The organism is Allobosea sp., assembly GCF_036675845.1.
In the GTDB taxonomy this organism is placed as follows: domain Bacteria; phylum Pseudomonadota; class Alphaproteobacteria; order Rhizobiales; family Beijerinckiaceae; genus Allobosea.
Genome location: NZ_JAKFED010000109.1, coordinates 1 through 14611, shown reverse-complemented (window position 1 = coordinate 14611; position 14611 = coordinate 1). Strand labels below are relative to the sequence as shown.

At 68.0% G+C, this 14611-nt stretch carries 16 protein-coding genes; 13 read left to right on the top strand and 3 right to left on the bottom strand.

Going from position 1 to position 14611, the window contains the following annotated elements; translation table 11 throughout:
• Positions 1 to 56: 56 nt before the first annotated feature.
• The 9 genes from crcB to V6M56_RS11790 all read left to right on the top strand — a co-directional run bounded on the left by crcB (position 57) and on the right by V6M56_RS11790 (position 8602).
• Positions 57 to 440 carry a fluoride efflux transporter CrcB gene (gene crcB / locus V6M56_RS11830; RefSeq protein WP_332683922.1) on the top strand — a complete coding sequence of 128 codons (384 nt, stop codon included), beginning with the start codon at positions 57 to 59 and terminating at the stop codon, positions 438 to 440.
• Entirely contained in the window at positions 437 to 1738 is a 1302-nt protein-coding gene (locus tag V6M56_RS11825) for an RluA family pseudouridine synthase (protein WP_332683920.1), read from the top strand. The genes crcB and V6M56_RS11825 overlap by 4 nt, the downstream gene beginning before the upstream one ends.
• A 74-nt stretch (positions 1739 to 1812) precedes the next feature.
• Complete coding sequence (locus V6M56_RS11820; RefSeq protein ID WP_332683918.1) at positions 1813 to 2310, top strand: hypothetical protein; 498 nt, start codon at positions 1813 to 1815, stop codon at positions 2308 to 2310.
• Positions 2311 to 2379: 69 nt separating this feature from the next.
• Complete coding sequence (locus V6M56_RS11815; RefSeq protein WP_332683916.1) at positions 2380 to 3054, top strand: HAD-IA family hydrolase; 675 nt, start codon at positions 2380 to 2382, stop codon at positions 3052 to 3054.
• Positions 3055 to 3520: 466 nt separating this feature from the next.
• Positions 3521 to 3964, top strand: coding sequence for a hypothetical protein (locus tag V6M56_RS11810; RefSeq protein WP_332683914.1), 444 nt, complete (start codon positions 3521 to 3523; stop codon positions 3962 to 3964).
• A gap of 256 nt (positions 3965 to 4220) precedes the next feature.
• Positions 4221 to 6221, top strand: coding sequence for an acetyl/propionyl/methylcrotonyl-CoA carboxylase subunit alpha (locus tag V6M56_RS11805; RefSeq protein WP_332683913.1), 2001 nt, complete (start codon positions 4221 to 4223; stop codon positions 6219 to 6221).
• Positions 6222 to 6392: 171 nt separating this feature from the next.
• A complete protein-coding gene (locus V6M56_RS11800) occupies positions 6393 to 7013 on the top strand; it encodes a glutathione S-transferase family protein (RefSeq protein WP_332683912.1) in 621 nt (206 codons plus the stop codon).
• Between the two features lie 48 nt (positions 7014 to 7061).
• A complete protein-coding gene (locus V6M56_RS11795) occupies positions 7062 to 7574 on the top strand; it encodes a hypothetical protein (RefSeq protein WP_332683911.1) in 513 nt (170 codons plus the stop codon).
• A 221-nt stretch (positions 7575 to 7795) separates the two neighbouring features.
• Entirely contained in the window at positions 7796 to 8602 is an 807-nt protein-coding gene (locus V6M56_RS11790) for a YdcF family protein (protein ID WP_332683910.1), read from the top strand.
• Between the two features lie 24 nt (positions 8603 to 8626).
• Here V6M56_RS11790 and V6M56_RS11785 read toward each other — a convergent pair whose 3' ends face one another.
• Positions 8627 to 9856 carry a glycosyltransferase gene (locus V6M56_RS11785; RefSeq protein ID WP_332683909.1) on the bottom strand — a complete coding sequence of 410 codons (1230 nt, stop codon included), beginning with the start codon at positions 9854 to 9856 and terminating at the stop codon, positions 8627 to 8629.
• A gap of 313 nt (positions 9857 to 10169) precedes the next feature.
• Complete coding sequence (locus V6M56_RS11780; protein WP_332683908.1) at positions 10170 to 10448, bottom strand: DUF3253 domain-containing protein; 279 nt, start codon at positions 10446 to 10448, stop codon at positions 10170 to 10172.
• A gap of 71 nt (positions 10449 to 10519) precedes the next feature.
• Between V6M56_RS11780 and V6M56_RS11775 the strand changes: the two genes are divergently transcribed.
• Positions 10520 to 11269 (top strand): DUF4336 domain-containing protein, encoded by a 750-nt coding sequence (locus tag V6M56_RS11775; RefSeq protein ID WP_332683906.1) that lies wholly within the window; start codon positions 10520 to 10522, stop codon positions 11267 to 11269.
• 57 nt (positions 11270 to 11326) lie between these two features.
• Here V6M56_RS11775 and V6M56_RS11770 read toward each other — a convergent pair whose 3' ends face one another.
• A complete protein-coding gene (locus V6M56_RS11770) occupies positions 11327 to 12013 on the bottom strand; it encodes a DUF599 domain-containing protein (RefSeq protein ID WP_332683905.1) in 687 nt (228 codons plus the stop codon).
• A 208-nt stretch (positions 12014 to 12221) separates the two neighbouring features.
• Here V6M56_RS11770 and V6M56_RS11765 point away from each other — a divergent pair, with 208 nt between their 5' ends.
• The 3 genes from V6M56_RS11765 to V6M56_RS11755 all read left to right on the top strand — a co-directional run.
• On the top strand, positions 12222 to 12632 hold the full coding sequence (locus V6M56_RS11765; protein WP_332683904.1) for a rhodanese-like domain-containing protein: 411 nt from the start codon (positions 12222 to 12224) through the stop codon (positions 12630 to 12632).
• Between the two features lie 10 nt (positions 12633 to 12642).
• Positions 12643 to 12819, top strand: a complete 177-nt coding sequence (locus tag V6M56_RS11760; protein WP_332683902.1) for a hypothetical protein — start codon at positions 12643 to 12645, stop codon at positions 12817 to 12819.
• 440 nt (positions 12820 to 13259) lie between these two features.
• Positions 13260 to 14611, top strand: a 1352-nt coding sequence (locus V6M56_RS11755) for an ABC transporter ATP-binding protein (protein WP_332683900.1), incomplete at its 3' end; no start/stop codon positions are given.

Here is a 14611-nt window from a genome sequence, read left to right as displayed (position 1 = left end):
CGCGATTGGCTGTGATTTCGTTTGTGCGGGCCGGCAGCGCTGGTTATTGCATGGCGATGACCTCCACGCTTCTCGTCTTCCTCGGCGCCGGCATCGGCGGCGTGCTCCGGCACGGCGTCAATCTCGCTTCGCTGAGATGGCTCGGCCCATCCTTTCCGTTCGGCACGCTGGCGATCAATGTCGTCGGCTCCGGCGCGATGGGGCTGGTCGCCGGCTGGCTCGCCTTCAGGGCAGGCGAGGGCTGGTCGCAGCAGGCCAGGCTCTTCCTCGCCACCGGCGTCCTCGGCGGCTTCACCACCTTTTCGGCCTTCTCGCTCGACGCGGTGCTGCTCTGGGAGCGTGGCGATCTCGCAGCGGCTGCGTCCTATGTGCTGGGCTCGGTGGTCCTTTCGCTCGGGGCGCTGGTCGCCGGGCTCGCTCTGGTCAGGGGACTGTCATGAGAACCGGCGGCAAGGGAACCGGTGGCCCGCCGCGAGGCAATGGCCCCAAGCGCGGCGGCAGGCCGCCCGCCTCAGGCGCGCCGAAGGGCAAGCGCCCGAGCCATGATGCGCGCCGCTCGGCTCGTGCCAGGCCGCGTCCGGCGGAGGAGGAGGTCGTGCGCACCGAGCCGACGCGCAACCCGAAGCCACATCATCCCGCGCCGCGAGCGGCGGGCCCGCGCAAGCCCGCGACACGCAAGCCACCGATAACGGATGTCCCGACCCGCGCCGAGATCAAGGCCGTGACGGCGCAGGTGCTGGCGACCGGCGTGCAGCAGCTCGTGGTGACCCCGGACGAGAACGAGATGCGGATCGACCGCTTTCTCGAGACACGCTTCCCGCAGCTCTCCTTCAGCCATATCCAGCGCATCGTCCGGAAGGGCGAATTGCGCGTCAACGGCAAGCGCGCCGACAGCAAGGACCGGCTCGAGGCCGGCCAGACCGTGCGCATCCCGCCGCTCAAGCTGGAGAGCCAAGCGGAGCGGCCGCGCTCGGCCAAGGCCGATGCCGACACGATCGGCTTCCTGCGCTCGATCACGCTCTATGAGGACGACGACGTCATGGTCCTCAACAAGCCGGCGGGGCTCGCCGTGCAGGGCGGCTCCGGCACGACCCGCCATGTCGACGGGCTGCTCGATGCGCTGACGGGGAAGGATGGTCAGAAGCCGCGCCTCGTCCACCGGCTCGACAAGGACACCTCCGGCTGCCTCGTCATCGCCAAGTCGCGCTTCGCCGCGGCGACGCTGGCAAAAACCTTCCGCTCGCGCTCGGCGCGCAAGGTCTACTGGGCGCTGGTCGCGGGCGTGCCGCGGGTGCGCCAGGGCCGGATCTCGACCTATCTCGCCCGCGAGGAAGCCTATGACGGCGACCAGCGCATGGCCGTCGCCAAGCATGGCGACGACGGCGCCATGCATGCCGTGACCTATTATGCCGTGGTCGAGACCGCGGCGCAGAAGCTCGGCTGGCTCTCGCTGAAGCCGGTGACCGGCCGCACCCACCAGCTGCGCGCCCACGCCGCCCATATCGGCCATCCGATCGTCGGCGACCCGAAATATTTCAACATCCAGAACTGGGAGCTGCCCGGCGGCATCCAGAACAAGCTGCATCTGCTGGCGCGGCGCATCGTGCTGCCGCATCCGCGCGGCAAGGGCACGATCGACGTCAGCGCGCCGCTGCCGCCGCATATGCGCCAGTCCTGGAACCTGCTCGGCTTCGAGGACGCCCACTACGATCCGATCGTGGATGCGCCCGACGAATGAGAACGCTTGCAGAACAAATTGGATTGTGTTCTAATTTTGTTCTCGGCAATCATCATCTCGAAGGGGGCTTTTTCATGTTGCGCGTGCTGTTCCTCGTCGCTGGCCTGACCGTGTCGTTGTCACCTGCCGCCCTGGCCCAGAATCAGGCGCCTGCGGCGCCGGTGGTCGCTGCCGCCACGGCTTCCGCCGATCCGATTCCGCGCGAGGTGCGCGCGGAGGCGAGGCGCGACTGCTATGGCGAGAATGTCGCGCTCTCAGGCGACGATCTGCGCCAGGCGATGCGGAACTGCATGCAGGCGCGGTTCCCGGGCGTCCAGCTCTACGCCGCCGACGGCTTGACCCGCGACGGCAAGCCGACCGCGACGACAGCGCGCGCGCTCTGCAAGCAGGACGCCGACGCGCGCAAGCTTGCCGGCAGCGAGCGCAAGGCGGCCTTGGTCGCCTGCTTCAACGAGAAGCGGCCGGATTTGGCGCAGCGTGCCGAATGCCGCAAGGAGGCGCGCGGCAAGGGGCTGGGCGGCGAGGCGCTGCGCGCGGCGATCGCCGAATGCGCCCGTGGCGGCCAGGGCTGACGCCGGGAGCATGAGGCTCCTGCGCCGGCAGCGCTGGCGCAGGAGGCGGCCTGCGGGTAAACCGCCGGCATGAACCTCGTCATCTTCGACCTCGACGGCACCCTGATCAACTCCGAAGCGATCATTCTCGAAGCCCAGTTCGAGACGTTCGCGCGCTGCGGGCTCAAGCATCCCGGCCGCGAGGCCGGGCTCGGCATCGTCGGCCTGACGCTCGACATCGCGCTGATGCGCCTCGCCAGGCTCGATCGGCCGGATGACCAGCTGACCGAGACCTATCGGCAGGTCTTCAACGGCATGCGCAGCCGGACCGAGAGCGATCCGAGCCTGGCGGAGCCGCTGTTCCCAGGCGTCGCCGAGATGCTGGCGGCGCTGTCGCGGCGGACGGACACCAAGCTCGGGATCGCGACCGGCAAATCGCGACGCGGCGCCGACTACATCGTCGAGCGCTATGGCTGGGGCGAGCTGTTCGCCACCATCCAGACGGCCGATGACGCGCCCTCGAAGCCGCATCCGGAAATGATCCTGCGCGCCATGCGCGAAACCGGGGCGCAGCCGGAGGCGACGCTGATGGCCGGCGACAGCAATTTCGACATGGAGATGGCGGTGGCCGCCGGGGTCCTGCCGGTCGCGGTGTCATGGGGCTTCCAGTCGGTCGCGGCGCTGAAGGCGGCGGGCGCGGCGCATGTGATCGAGGACTGCGCGGCGCTGCTGCCGCTGATCGGCAACCCGCGACTGGTCGCCTGAACAGACGGGGCCGATGGCGCGTCATGCTCGGGCTAGAGCAGGATGCGAAAAAGTGGAAACCGGTTCTTCGCAAAGAATCCTGCTCTAACTTTTTGGTGAGAGCCGGATGATGTCGGATGGGATCATTCCATGAGTCCATCCGACATCATCCGGCTCTAGGCCCGAGCATCCCAGCCCGGAGCACGCGCTGGTCGGCGCTACCTCCTCATGAGATTCTCGGATCTCCGCTCCGCTCCGTCCGAGAATGAGGTGAGCGGGAGCGCGATAGTGTTGCCGTCGCGGAGGTGCTCGCCGCTGCCGCGTGGGCAGCTCCGGTAATATCCGCGCAACCACATCGACTCAGACCCGTTTAACCTGAACAAGCGTTCAGATTCTCGAATTAACCACCTGCTCAGAGCCGCGGCGGCATCGTCTCCCCACAACAGGGACATACCGGCACAAAACAACGCCGGGCAGGGGTCGAACAATGATCAGCCATGAACTTCGTGAATTCGTCGATCGCGTGATGGACAGGCACGCGATCGACGACGAAGACGTCCAGATGCTTCAGCGCGAGATCTTGCACGATGCTGTGCTGAGCCGTGAAACGCTCGATGTGCTGATTGCTCTCGACCGTGCCGTCGCGGTCAAGTCGCCGCTCTTCGCCGATTACCTGGTGGCACTGACCGTCGATTTCGCCGTCTGGGAGAGCCGCCCGACCGGCCTCGTCGATCGCGACAAGGCACATTGGCTGGTGACGACGCTTTCGGCCGGCGAGGGGCCGACGGAAACGGCGCAGCGGATCGGCTTCGAGATCGTGCGCGAGGCGCAGGGCTGCGACGAGGCCCTGATCAGCTTCGCGTTGCGCAAGGGCGACGCCCGGATGCGCGGCGTCGGTTTCCAGCCCGAGCGCCTGCTGCTGGCAAGCTGAAGGCGCAGGCGGTTCACGCCGGCCACCGGCACGCGTTCTCCATCAAGCTTTTGGAGGCGGGTCATCCCGGCTCGCCGCTGCGCTCCGGCCGGGATGACGGCCGAGGATCGGCGCGGGCCTGAACAAGCCTGCCGAGATGATCACAGCGCCTTCGCGCACCCGCGCACGTTGCAAAACTTTCGCATCAGTGGACGGATGCGTCCGGCTCCCGTAAATCCCGCTCTGCACAATGAAGGCAGGCCGGGGGAAGTCGCGCATGTTCTCGAAGATCCTGATCGCGAACCGTGGCGAGATCGCCTGCCGCGTCATCAAGACGGCGCGCCGCATGGGCATCAAGACGGTCGCGGTCTATTCGGATGCCGATCGCGACGCGCTGCATGTCGAGATGGCCGACGAGGCGGTGCATATCGGGCCGCCGGCCGCCGCGCAGTCCTATCTGGTGATCGAGAAGATCATCGAGGCCTGCAAGGCGACGGGCGCGCAGGCGGTGCATCCGGGCTATGGCTTCCTCTCCGAGCGCGAGGCCTTCGCCCAGGCCCTGAAGGAGAACGGCATCGTCTTCATCGGCCCCAATCCCGGCGCGATCGCCGCGATGGGCGACAAGATCGAATCGAAGAAGGCGGCGGCGGCGGCGAAGGTTTCGACCGTGCCCGGCCATCTCGGCGTCATCGAGGATCCGGACCAGGCCGTGAAGATCGCCGATGAGATCGGCTATCCGGTGATGATCAAGGCCTCGGCCGGCGGCGGCGGCAAGGGCATGCGCATTGCCCATTCGGCCGGCGAAGTGGCGGAGGGCTTCGCCCGTGCCAAGTCGGAAGCCGCATCCTCCTTCGGCGATGATCGCGTCTTCATCGAGAAGTTCATCGTCGATCCGCGCCATATCGAGATCCAGGTGCTGGGCGACAAGCACGGCAACGTCATCTATCTCGGCGAGCGCGAATGCTCGATCCAGCGGCGCAACCAGAAGGTCGTCGAGGAGGCGCCGTCGCCGCTGCTCGACGAGGCGACGCGGCGCAAGATGGGCGAGCAGGCCGTCGCGCTGGCCAAGGCGGTGCATTACGATTCGGCCGGCACGGTCGAGTTCGTCGCCGGGCAGGACAAGTCCTTCTACTTCCTCGAGATGAACACCCGCCTGCAGGTCGAGCACCCGGTCACCGAGATGATCACCGGGGTCGATCTGGTCGAGGAGATGATCCGCGTCGCCTATGGCGAGAAGCTGCGCCTGAAGCAGGCGGACGTGAAGCTGAACGGCTGGGCGGTCGAGTCCAGAGTCTATGCCGAGGATCCGACCCGCAATTTCCTGCCCTCGACCGGGCGGCTGGTGACCTATCGCCCGCCGGCGGAAGGGCCGGATGGCGACGCGACGGTACGCAACGACACCGGCGTCTTCGAAGGCGGCGAGATCTCGATCTATTACGACCCGATGATCGCCAAGCTGGTGACGCATGCGCCGACGCGCGAGGCCGCGATCGAGGCGCAGGGGCGGGCGCTCGACGCCTTCGCCATCGACGGCATCCGCCACAACATCCCCTTCGTCTCGGCGCTGATGCACCATCCGCGCTGGATCGCCGGCAATCTCTCGACCGGCTTCATCGCCGAGGAGTTCCCGGAAGGGTTTGCGCTGCCGCAGCCCAAAGGCGAGGTCGCCCTGCGCATGGCGGCGATCGCCATCGCCTGCGACCACCGCCTCAATACCCGCAAGCGCAACGTCTCGGCCCAGATGGAGGGCTGGCGCAAGGTCGAGTTCGACCGCACCCGCATCGTCGTGCTCGGCGGCGAGCGTTTCGAGGGCGAGGTCTCGGAGCAGGGCTCGGGCGTGGCGATCGCCTTCGGCCCGCGCACGCTTTCGGTCGCCAGCACGTGGGTGCCGGGCGAGCCGGTCTGGCGCGGCACGCTCGACGGGGTCGCGGTCGCGGCGCAGGTGCGCCCGCTCCTCAACGGCTTCTCGCTCGGCCATGCCGGCGCCTATGCCAACGCTTATGTCCACACGGTGCGTGAGGCCGAGCTTGCCGCGCTGATGCCGGAGAAGGTCGCGGCCGACACCGGCAAGTTCCTGCTCTGCCCGATGCCCGGCCTGGTCAAGGCGGTTTCGGTTGCGGTCGGCCAGGAGGTCAAGGCCGGCGAGCCGCTCTGCATGGTCGAGGCCATGAAGATGGAGAACGTGCTGCGCGCCGAGAAGGACGTGACCATCGCCAAGATCCTGGCGAAGGAGGGCGATTCGCTGGCGGTCGATGCCGTCATCATGGAATTCGCCTGAGGGCGGAACGTCGTTGCGAGCGGAGCGAAGCAAGCCAGGGCCCACTCTGTCGCTCCTGGATTGCTTCGTCGGCTTCGCCTCCTCGCATGACGGACGGGCCTGACCGTTCGCTTGCCATTGGCCACGACCCAGCCGAATGTCTGCCCGCAAACAAGGCGGAGCAAGGTGGGAATGCTGACGATCTGGGGGCGCATCAGCTCGATCAACGTGCAGAAGGCGGTTTGGGCGGCCGGCGAGGTCGGCCAGCCCTTCGAGCGAATCGACATCGGCGGCCAGTTCGGCGGCAACAAGGAGCCGGCCTATCTCGCCAAGAATCCGAACGGGCAGATTCCGACGCTGGAGGATGGCGAGCTCTGCATCTGGGAATCGAACAGCATCGTGCGCTATCTCGCCGCACGTTATGGTGCCGGCTGGATCTGGGAGGAGGATCCGGCCCGCCGCGCCGATGCCGATCGCTGGATGGACTGGATGCTTGCCGAATTGCAGCCGGCGATGACCCCGGGCTTCTGGCAATTGCTGAGGACGCCGGCCGAGCAGCGCGATCCGGCGGTGATCGAGGCCTCGATCGCCAGGACGGAAGCCAAGCTCGATATCCTCGAGGCTCATCTCGCGGGCCGGACCTATCTCGCCGGCGAGCGCTTCGGCATGGCCGACATCACCGTCGCGCCCGGCGTGCATCGCTGGCGCAACATGCCGGTTCCGCAGAAGGAGCGGCCGCATCTGGCGCGCTGGTATGCCCAGGTCGCGGCGCGTCCGGCCGCGGGGCCGGCCCTGCCGCTGCCGATCTCGTGAGAGGCCTCCGGCCTTGACCGCGCCGCGATGCCCGGCATGATCGCGGCAATGCGCCAGATTCCGCTCCCGACCTTCGCGCTCCTCATCTTCGCCTGCGGGCCGACCCTGGCCCAGGCGCCGGGCAACGCCGTGCAGCCGGGCGACCGGCTGCAGGTCGCGGCCTGCGTGCGGCAGGGGCCGGCCGCAAGCGCGGCCTGCGTCGGCTCGGTGGCGGTGCCCTGCGTGCGCTCGGCAAGCGGCGACCGGCGCGATGCCGAGATCGCCTGCGCCAGGCGCGAGGAAGCGGTCTGGCGCGAGCGGCTGGTGCTGGCGACGCAGATGCTCGGCCGCACGCTCGACGCCGGCGGGCGCAGCCAGTTCGCGGCGCTGCAACTCGCCTGGGAAGGCTTTGCCGTGCAGAAATGCGCCTTCTATGGCAGCGCGCAGGTGCCCGCCCGCTCGGCCGGGCTACGGGCCGGCTGCGAATTGCGCGAGATCGGCCAGCGCGCGCTCGAGGTCGAGCGCTTCGCCGCCGGGCGCAACCGCCGCCCGCCGGCGCGCCCGCCGCAGATCATTCGCTAGGGCATTTTCGATCTGACCGATCGTCATTCCGGACAAGCCGCGCAGCGGCGCAGCTCCGGAATCCATCGAAGGACGCCGGGCTCTACGATGGATTCCGGCGCTCCGCTTCACTGCGGCCGGAATGACGGACTTCTTGCGCGCCGACTCCGTTGCCCGGGGCCGTCATAACCTGCCGTCAGCTTTTCCCCGTCTATTGAGGAGGACCGACGCAGGAAGCCGCCATGTTCTTCGTTCTCTCCAAGGTTTTCTGGTTCCTGGCCTCGCCGGTGAACCTCGCCATTGGCGGCCTGGCGCTGGCGAGCCTGCTCGCCTTCACGCGTTTTGCCCGCCCGGCCCGCTGGCTCGGCCTGTTCTGCGCGGCCGTGCTGGTGGCGCTCGCCTTCAGCCCGCTGTCGCGCATTCTGGTGCGGCCGCTGGAGGACCGTTTCCCGCAGCAGGCGGTGGATTCCGGCAGGGTCGACGGCATCATCGTGCTCGGCGGCGCCATCGGCGTCGCCCGCGAGGACATCGTCCTCAACAATGCGGCGGCGCGGATGACCAAGGCGGTCGAGCTGGCGCGCGCCCACCCGCAAGCGAAGCTGGTCTTCACCGGCGGCGGCGCCAACCTGCTCTCGCCGGTGGTGCGGACGGAGGCCGACGGGGCGCGCCTGCTCTTCCTTGCGCTGGGCCTGCCGGAGAGCCGCCTCGTGCTCGAGGACAAGTCGCGCAACACCATCGAGAACGCGATCTTCACCCGCCAACTGGTCGATCCCAAGCCCGGCGAGCGCTGGCTGCTGGTGACCTCGGCCTGGCACATGCCGCGCGCCATGGGCGTCTTCCGCCAGGCCGGGTTCGCGGTCGAGGCCTTCCCGGTCGACTTCCTCTCCAGCGGCGAAAGAGCCGATTTCTTCCGGCCCTACCGCAAGGCGGCGCGCGGGCTCGACATCGCCGACGACGCCTTCAAGGAATGGGTCGGCCTCGTCGCCTATTACCTCGCCGGCTATACGGACGCGCTGTTCCCGGGGCCGCTGGCCGCAGGCTCCCGCTAGCGGGGCAGCGGCCAGCGGGGACGCCTAGGATGGCGCTTTCAGGCCGGCTAGGTCGAGCAACAGCTTTGCCGCCACCGTCGCCCCGTCGGTCCGGATCATGTCCGCGACCTGCGCGGCGCGTGCCCGGGTTTCCGGGGCCAGGGCGGTCCTGAGCGCTGCCGACAGGGACTCGAAGCTCGGCGTCGGACCGTCATGTGCCGCGCCGATGCCGAGCTCGGCCACCCGGCCGGCCCAGAAGGGTTGGTCGACGATCTGGGGAACGACCACTTGCGGTATCCCCGCGCGGGTCGCAGCCATCGTCGTGCCTGCGCCGCCATGGTGCAGGACGGCCGCCATCCGGGGGAACAGCGCCTGCTGGTTGACGTCGCCGACGACGAAGCAATCGTCGCCGTCGTCGATCGGCGCCAGGTCGGCCCAGCCACGCAGGAGCAGCGTGCGCCGGCCTTCGGCACGGAGCGCCTGGATCGCCACGCGGGCGGCGTCGTCAGCGGCTTGCAGGGCCATGCTGCCGAACCCGACATAGACCGGCGGCGCGCCAGCATCGAGGAACGCCTCCAGCTCCGCCGGGAGAGGGCGTGGGTCCGGCAGGATCCAGGCGCCGGTCTGCACGGCGTTGCAGAGATCCGTCGCCCGCCACGGCCACAGAACCGGATCCGACGCCAGAAGCGGGCGATCGGTGAAGACATGATCGCGGATATTGGCCACCGCGGGCAAGCCGATCGCGGCGCGGTGGCTGTTGATCGCCTCGCCGAACAGGGCGTTCATGGCCTGAATGTTCAGGTCCCAAAGCGCACGGTTATCAGTCACCTCCGCCGGGAGCGGATGGCCGGGGTATGGATAAGGCCGGTGGTGGTGCGAGGGCAGGAACAGCGGACAGAAGGTTGCGTGCACATAAGGGATGCCCCGGATCTCGGCCACGCATTGCGCGGCAGCGGCAGAGGGGACGAGGCCGGTCGCCACGATTGCGTCGCATCCTGCGGCGGCAGCGCCAATCGCGTCGTATTGCGCGGCCACCATCCTGGCGGCGAGCCTGGGCAGATCCATCGGCGACTGCCTCGCAGAGGCGATCCACTGTCGAATCGGTAAGAAGGCTGGAGCCAGCGGCACGCCGGCGCGCGCCAGCAGGTCGGCGAACTCCTGATCCGGCGGGGCGCAGACCCGCGCCGCCGCGCCCAGCGCCTGCAATCTCACTGCGAGTGCCGCCATCGGCTCGACATCGCCGCGCGAGCCATAAGTCGATAATAATACGCGCATTCTGCTAATCCCTTTCCCTGGGTTCAGGTCGAGGGCAGCGTTCCTACGGCATGCCCGGGGGCTTGCCGCAAGCCCCCGGGCGCGTTAGACGCTAAGAGTGGCAAGGAGCAGGAGCTCTCCTTTCCGTTCCCCGCAGCAGCTGAATCCGCGCTTTTGGAACTGCCGGCGCAGCGCCAGGCGACGCTCTGGCCCATCTCCGGATTACGTTTGCGAGCGCCCAAAGGCGGCTCAGCGATTCGGTCCGAGCCCATGCCCCATCATCGAGAGCTCATTCGCGGGACCTGCCGCCGCGCGCCGAGCTTCCGCCGGGCGCCTAACCCCGATCGCCATCATCCCCCGGCAGCCGCAGCCGGTAGACGCCGCGGAAATCGTCGGGATCGACAGGCTTGCCCTTGCGGAGGATGACCAGCCTGCCGTCCTTCATCAATTGCACCGCGATGCGGCGGATCGGCTGCATCAGCGGGCCCCAGCCGTCGGGGTGATCGCCGCCGACCCGCCGTGCTGCGTCCATGGCGCTGATCGTGCGGCCGGGCCCCGTCTCGGCGAGCAGGTCGAAAATGGCGGCTTCGAGTGCGTCGGGTTCAGCGGTCATGCGTTCATCAGAGGAGGGCGGTGGGATTCGTCAAGCCCGCGGCGCGGCGGCAATGGAAAGGAGCAGGAGCAATGGCCCATGAGCATGTCGGCACCTATCCGCCGCTGAACACGCTGAAGCCTGTCGCCGAGGGTGTCTGGATCGTGGACGGGCCGATCATCCGGTTCGGGATGCCCTGGCTGAAAATGCCGTTCCCGACCCGCATGACGGTGATCCGACTCGCTGGCGGCGGCCTGTTCATCCACTCGCCGACACCGCTCGCACCAGACCTCAAGGCCGAGGTCGAAGCCCTTGGCGAGCCGCGTTGGATCATCGGCCCGAACCGGATCCACTACTGGTGGATCCCCGAATGGCAATCCGCCTTCCCCGGAGCTGTCGTGCATCTGGCGCCACGGATCAGGGAACAGGCGAAGGGCCGCATCGACTTCGCCTGCGAGGAACTGCACGAGGCGAGCGGCTATCCCTGGGATGGGGAGATCGCGACCCTGCCGATCGCCGGCAGCTTCATGACGGAGGTCGAATTCTTCCACCATCGCAGCCGGACCCTGATTCTGACCGACCTGATCGAGAATTTCGAGCCGGCCAAGCTCGATGGCTTCCTGATGCGTCTCCTGACCGGGCTCGGCGGCGTTCAGGATCCCGATGGCGGAATGCCGCGCGATATGCGCATGACGTTCCGGCGCCGGAACCCCGAACTGAAGGCCGCGATCGAGACCATGATCGCCTGGAAGCCGGAGCGCATCATCCTGGCACATGGGCGCTGGTACGAGCGCAACGGCACGGCGGAATTGAGCCGGGCCTTCCGTTGGCTGCTCGATTGACGGCGCCGCGGGAGGTTAGATCGCCGCGCGTCCTACCAGACTTTTCGGTCCGATGCTCTAGCTCCGCCTTTCGAATACCCGTGTGGCGTCGGAGGCGAACTGGCGGCGCCACATCGCCGTCAGCACGGCGGCGGTGAAACCGATGAAGGCGACGGGGCCGAGGAACCAGCCGAGATAGGCCAGCGCAAAGAAGAAGGCGCGCTGGCCGCGGTTGAAATGCCGGCCGGCGGCGATGTTCATCTGCGTGGTCTCGTGCACGGCCTGCTCCGCCTCTTCCGGCGTGCATTGGCGGGGCGAGGGCAGGGCGCCGACCAGGATCACGCAATAGTTGAACAGCCGGTAGCTCCAGGCGAACTTGAAGAAGGCATAGCCGAAGATCGCGGCGAGGCCGATCACCTTGATCTCCCAGGCGGCCGTCGAGGTGGTGGTGGCGAAGGGCAGGTCGGCGAAGACGGCGACGACCCGGTCGGTGGACTGCAGCAGGGTCAGCGAGCCGCCGATCGCGATCAGCGAGGTCGAGGCGAAGAAGGCGGTGCCGTTCTGCAGCCCGCCCATCACCTGCGTGTCGACGATGCGGTTGTCGCGCTCCATCGCCTCGCGGACCCAGCGGGCGCGGCGCAGGTTCATCAGCATGTTGAGGCTCTTGCCGGAATGCGGCCCCAGCTCGACGACGAAATGGTAGCCGAACCAGGACGCCAGGAAGAACGCCAGGGCGATGGTGTCGAGCGTCGCGAATCCGGCCATGAGCCCCTCCTGAGCGCAGAGTGGCGGGGCTGCCGTGCCGCCGCAAGCGCGATTGACGACAGTGGCCGCAGGCGCCACCTTGCGCGCCTTGCCGGAGCAGGTTCCGCAGCAGCTTGCTGCGCCGAGCATCTGCTCCAACGTTCAGCTGGGCGCGGATTTCATGGTTCGGCCGTTCCCGGTCGGCCGGAAAGCGCGCGAGGAGGCCGGAATGCCGCAGACGATCACCAAGGGCTACAAGGCGCTGCTGGCCGAGGCCGAGGCGAAGGTGAAGACGCTTTCGGTCGACGAGGCGCAGGCGCTCTCCGGGCGCGACGACACGGTCTTCGTCGACCTGCGCGATCCGCGCGAGCGCGAGCGGGAAGGGAAGATGCCCGGCGCCTTCCACTGCCCGCGCGGCATGCTCGAATTCTGGATCGACCCGGAAAGCCCCTATGCCAAGCCGGTCTTCCAGGAGGACAAGCAGTTCGTCTTCTTCTGCGCCGGCGGCTGGCGTTCGGCGCTCGCGGCGCAGGTGGCGCAGGAAATGGGCCTGAAGCCGGTCGCTCATATCGCCGGCGGCTTCGGCGCATGGAAGAAGGCGGGCGCGCCTTTCGAGGCGCCAGAGCCGAAGCAGGGCTGAGCAGGCGTTCTTGTCGCATTTCCTGATCATCCTCGCGGTCGTCGCCTTCCTGTTCCGCAAGCCGCTCGGCCGCCTGATCGCGCGGCAGTTCCCGGACCGGGCGAAGCGCCAGCGCGTCCTCGGCACGGTCATCGCCGGCTTCCTGCTCGTGGTCGGGATCCGGCTGGTCGCGCTGTTCTGGAAGTAGGTTTTTCCTTCTCCCACTGATCTCGGGCTTGCCCGAGACCAGCTCTCAAGAGTGCCCATATCGGAAACATCCGACATGGGTGGGGGAGAAGGGCAGGCTGCGTGCGAATCCGCGCGCGCGACTGGCCGCCGATTTCGACAGGAATGCGAACGCGCTCCCGTCGCGAACGGCAACCGCCCCATGCATCAAACGCGGCTTGCACGTTTTCTGTGCATCAGGCATCCTGCAGTTCTTGGCTCCAACTCGAGAAAGGGAGGGCTGAATGGAATTCGTCACCATCGTCGCTCCCCCAATGCGGTCCTTCCACTAGGTCGGACTCGCGCGTGGCCCGCCCCAAGGGCGGCCCGAGCCAATCTTTTCCATCGCGTTTTCTGAAGCCTGCGGCTGCTGCCGCGCTTCGCCTTGATTTGGAGCCGGTCTGTCGCGGACCGGATGCTTTCATGTCTCTTCTTTCGAAATCCGGGCGGCGGGAGCCGTTCCGGGCCGTTCTCGGCTTCACTTTTTCGCATTGGGCGCGTCAGCCCTGGCGCGTCGGCGGCGTCGTCTTCACGGTGATGGCGGCGACCGCAGCCGACCTGTTCATGCCGCTCTATGCCGGCCGGCTGGTCGATGCGGTCTCGGGCGAGCGGACGGCCGGCCTCGACGCGGCGCTATGGGCACTCGGCGTCATGGTCGCGCTCGGCGCCGGCACGGTGTTCTTCCGGCACCTGTCCTTCGTCGGGCTGACCGAGATGACGCTGAAGACAATGGGCGACACGGCGCGCGAGGCCTTCGCGCGGCTGCAGCGCTTCTCGACCGACTGGCACGCCAACAACTTCGCCGGCTCGACGGTGCGCAAGATCACGCGCGGCATGTGGGCGCTCGACCTTTTGACCGACACGATCCTGATCGCGCTCCTGCCTTCGCTGGTGGTGCTGCTCGGCACCACGGTGCTGCTCGCCTGGCACTGGCCGGCGATGGGGGCGGTCGTGCTCGCCGGGGCGCTGCTCTATGTCGGCGTCACAGTGGCGCTCTCGCTCGGCTATGTCGCGCCGGCGGCGCGCCTCGCCAATAGCTGGGATACGCGCGTCGGCGGCGCGCTGGCGGACTCGATCTCGTGCAATCCGGTGGTCAAGGCCTTCGGCGCCGAGGCGCGCGAGGATGGCCGCCTGACCGGGGTGATGGCGAAATGGGCGCAGCGCACGCGGCGCACCTGGCTGCGCGGCACGACCTCGGGCACGGCCCAGCAATTCGTGCTGCTGGCCCTGCGCGCGGCGGTGATCGGGCTGGTGATCTGGCTCTGGTCGCAGGGGCAGGCGAGCCCCGGCGACGTCGCCTTCGTGCTGACCAGCTATGCCGTCGTGCATGGCTATCTGCGCGATGTCGGCCAGCACATCCACAACCTCCAGCGCTCGGTCAACGACATGGAGGAGCTGGTGGCGATGCATGAGCTGCCCTTCGGCGTGCCCGACCGTGCCGATGCGACGGCGATGGACGTGACCGCCGGAGAGATCGCCTTCGAGCGGGTGACCTTCCATTATGGAGGCCATATCGAGCCGCTCTATCGCGACTTCTCGCTGACGATCAAAGCCGGCGAGAAGGTCGGCCTGGTCGGGCGCTCCGGCTCCGGCAAGACGACCTTCGTCAAGCTGGTGCAGCGGCTCTACGACGTCACCGACGGGCGCATCGCCATCGACGGGCGCGATATCGCCACAGCGACGCAGGCCTCGCTGCGCTCGCAGATCGCGATCGTGCAGCAGGAGCCGGTGCTGTTCCACCGCTCGCTGGCGGAGAACATCGCCTATGGCCGGCC

Coding starts and splice junctions, on each gene's coding strand:
- V6M56_RS11810 (WP_332683914.1), top strand. CDS start 3,521: ATGATCAGCCATGAACTTCGTGAATTCGTCGATCGCGTGATGGACAGG.
- V6M56_RS11805 (WP_332683913.1), top strand. CDS start 4,221: ATGTTCTCGAAGATCCTGATCGCGAACCGTGGCGAGATCGCCTGCCGC.
- V6M56_RS11790 (WP_332683910.1), top strand. CDS start 7,796: ATGTTCTTCGTTCTCTCCAAGGTTTTCTGGTTCCTGGCCTCGCCGGTG.
- V6M56_RS11820 (WP_332683918.1), top strand. CDS start 1,813: ATGTTGCGCGTGCTGTTCCTCGTCGCTGGCCTGACCGTGTCGTTGTCA.
- V6M56_RS11800 (WP_332683912.1), top strand. CDS start 6,393: ATGCTGACGATCTGGGGGCGCATCAGCTCGATCAACGTGCAGAAGGCG.
- V6M56_RS11765 (WP_332683904.1), top strand. CDS start 12,222: ATGCCGCAGACGATCACCAAGGGCTACAAGGCGCTGCTGGCCGAGGCC.
- V6M56_RS11785 (WP_332683909.1), bottom strand. CDS start 9,856: ATGCGCGTATTATTATCGACTTATGGCTCGCGCGGCGATGTCGAGCCG.
- V6M56_RS11825 (WP_332683920.1), top strand. CDS start 437: ATGAGAACCGGCGGCAAGGGAACCGGTGGCCCGCCGCGAGGCAATGGC.
- V6M56_RS11815 (WP_332683916.1), top strand. CDS start 2,380: ATGAACCTCGTCATCTTCGACCTCGACGGCACCCTGATCAACTCCGAA.
- V6M56_RS11770 (WP_332683905.1), bottom strand. CDS start 12,013: ATGGCCGGATTCGCGACGCTCGACACCATCGCCCTGGCGTTCTTCCTG.
- V6M56_RS11795 (WP_332683911.1), top strand. CDS start 7,062: ATGCGCCAGATTCCGCTCCCGACCTTCGCGCTCCTCATCTTCGCCTGC.
- crcB (WP_332683922.1), top strand. CDS start 57: ATGACCTCCACGCTTCTCGTCTTCCTCGGCGCCGGCATCGGCGGCGTG.
- V6M56_RS11780 (WP_332683908.1), bottom strand. CDS start 10,448: ATGACCGCTGAACCCGACGCACTCGAAGCCGCCATTTTCGACCTGCTC.
- V6M56_RS11775 (WP_332683906.1), top strand. CDS start 10,520: ATGGCCCATGAGCATGTCGGCACCTATCCGCCGCTGAACACGCTGAAG.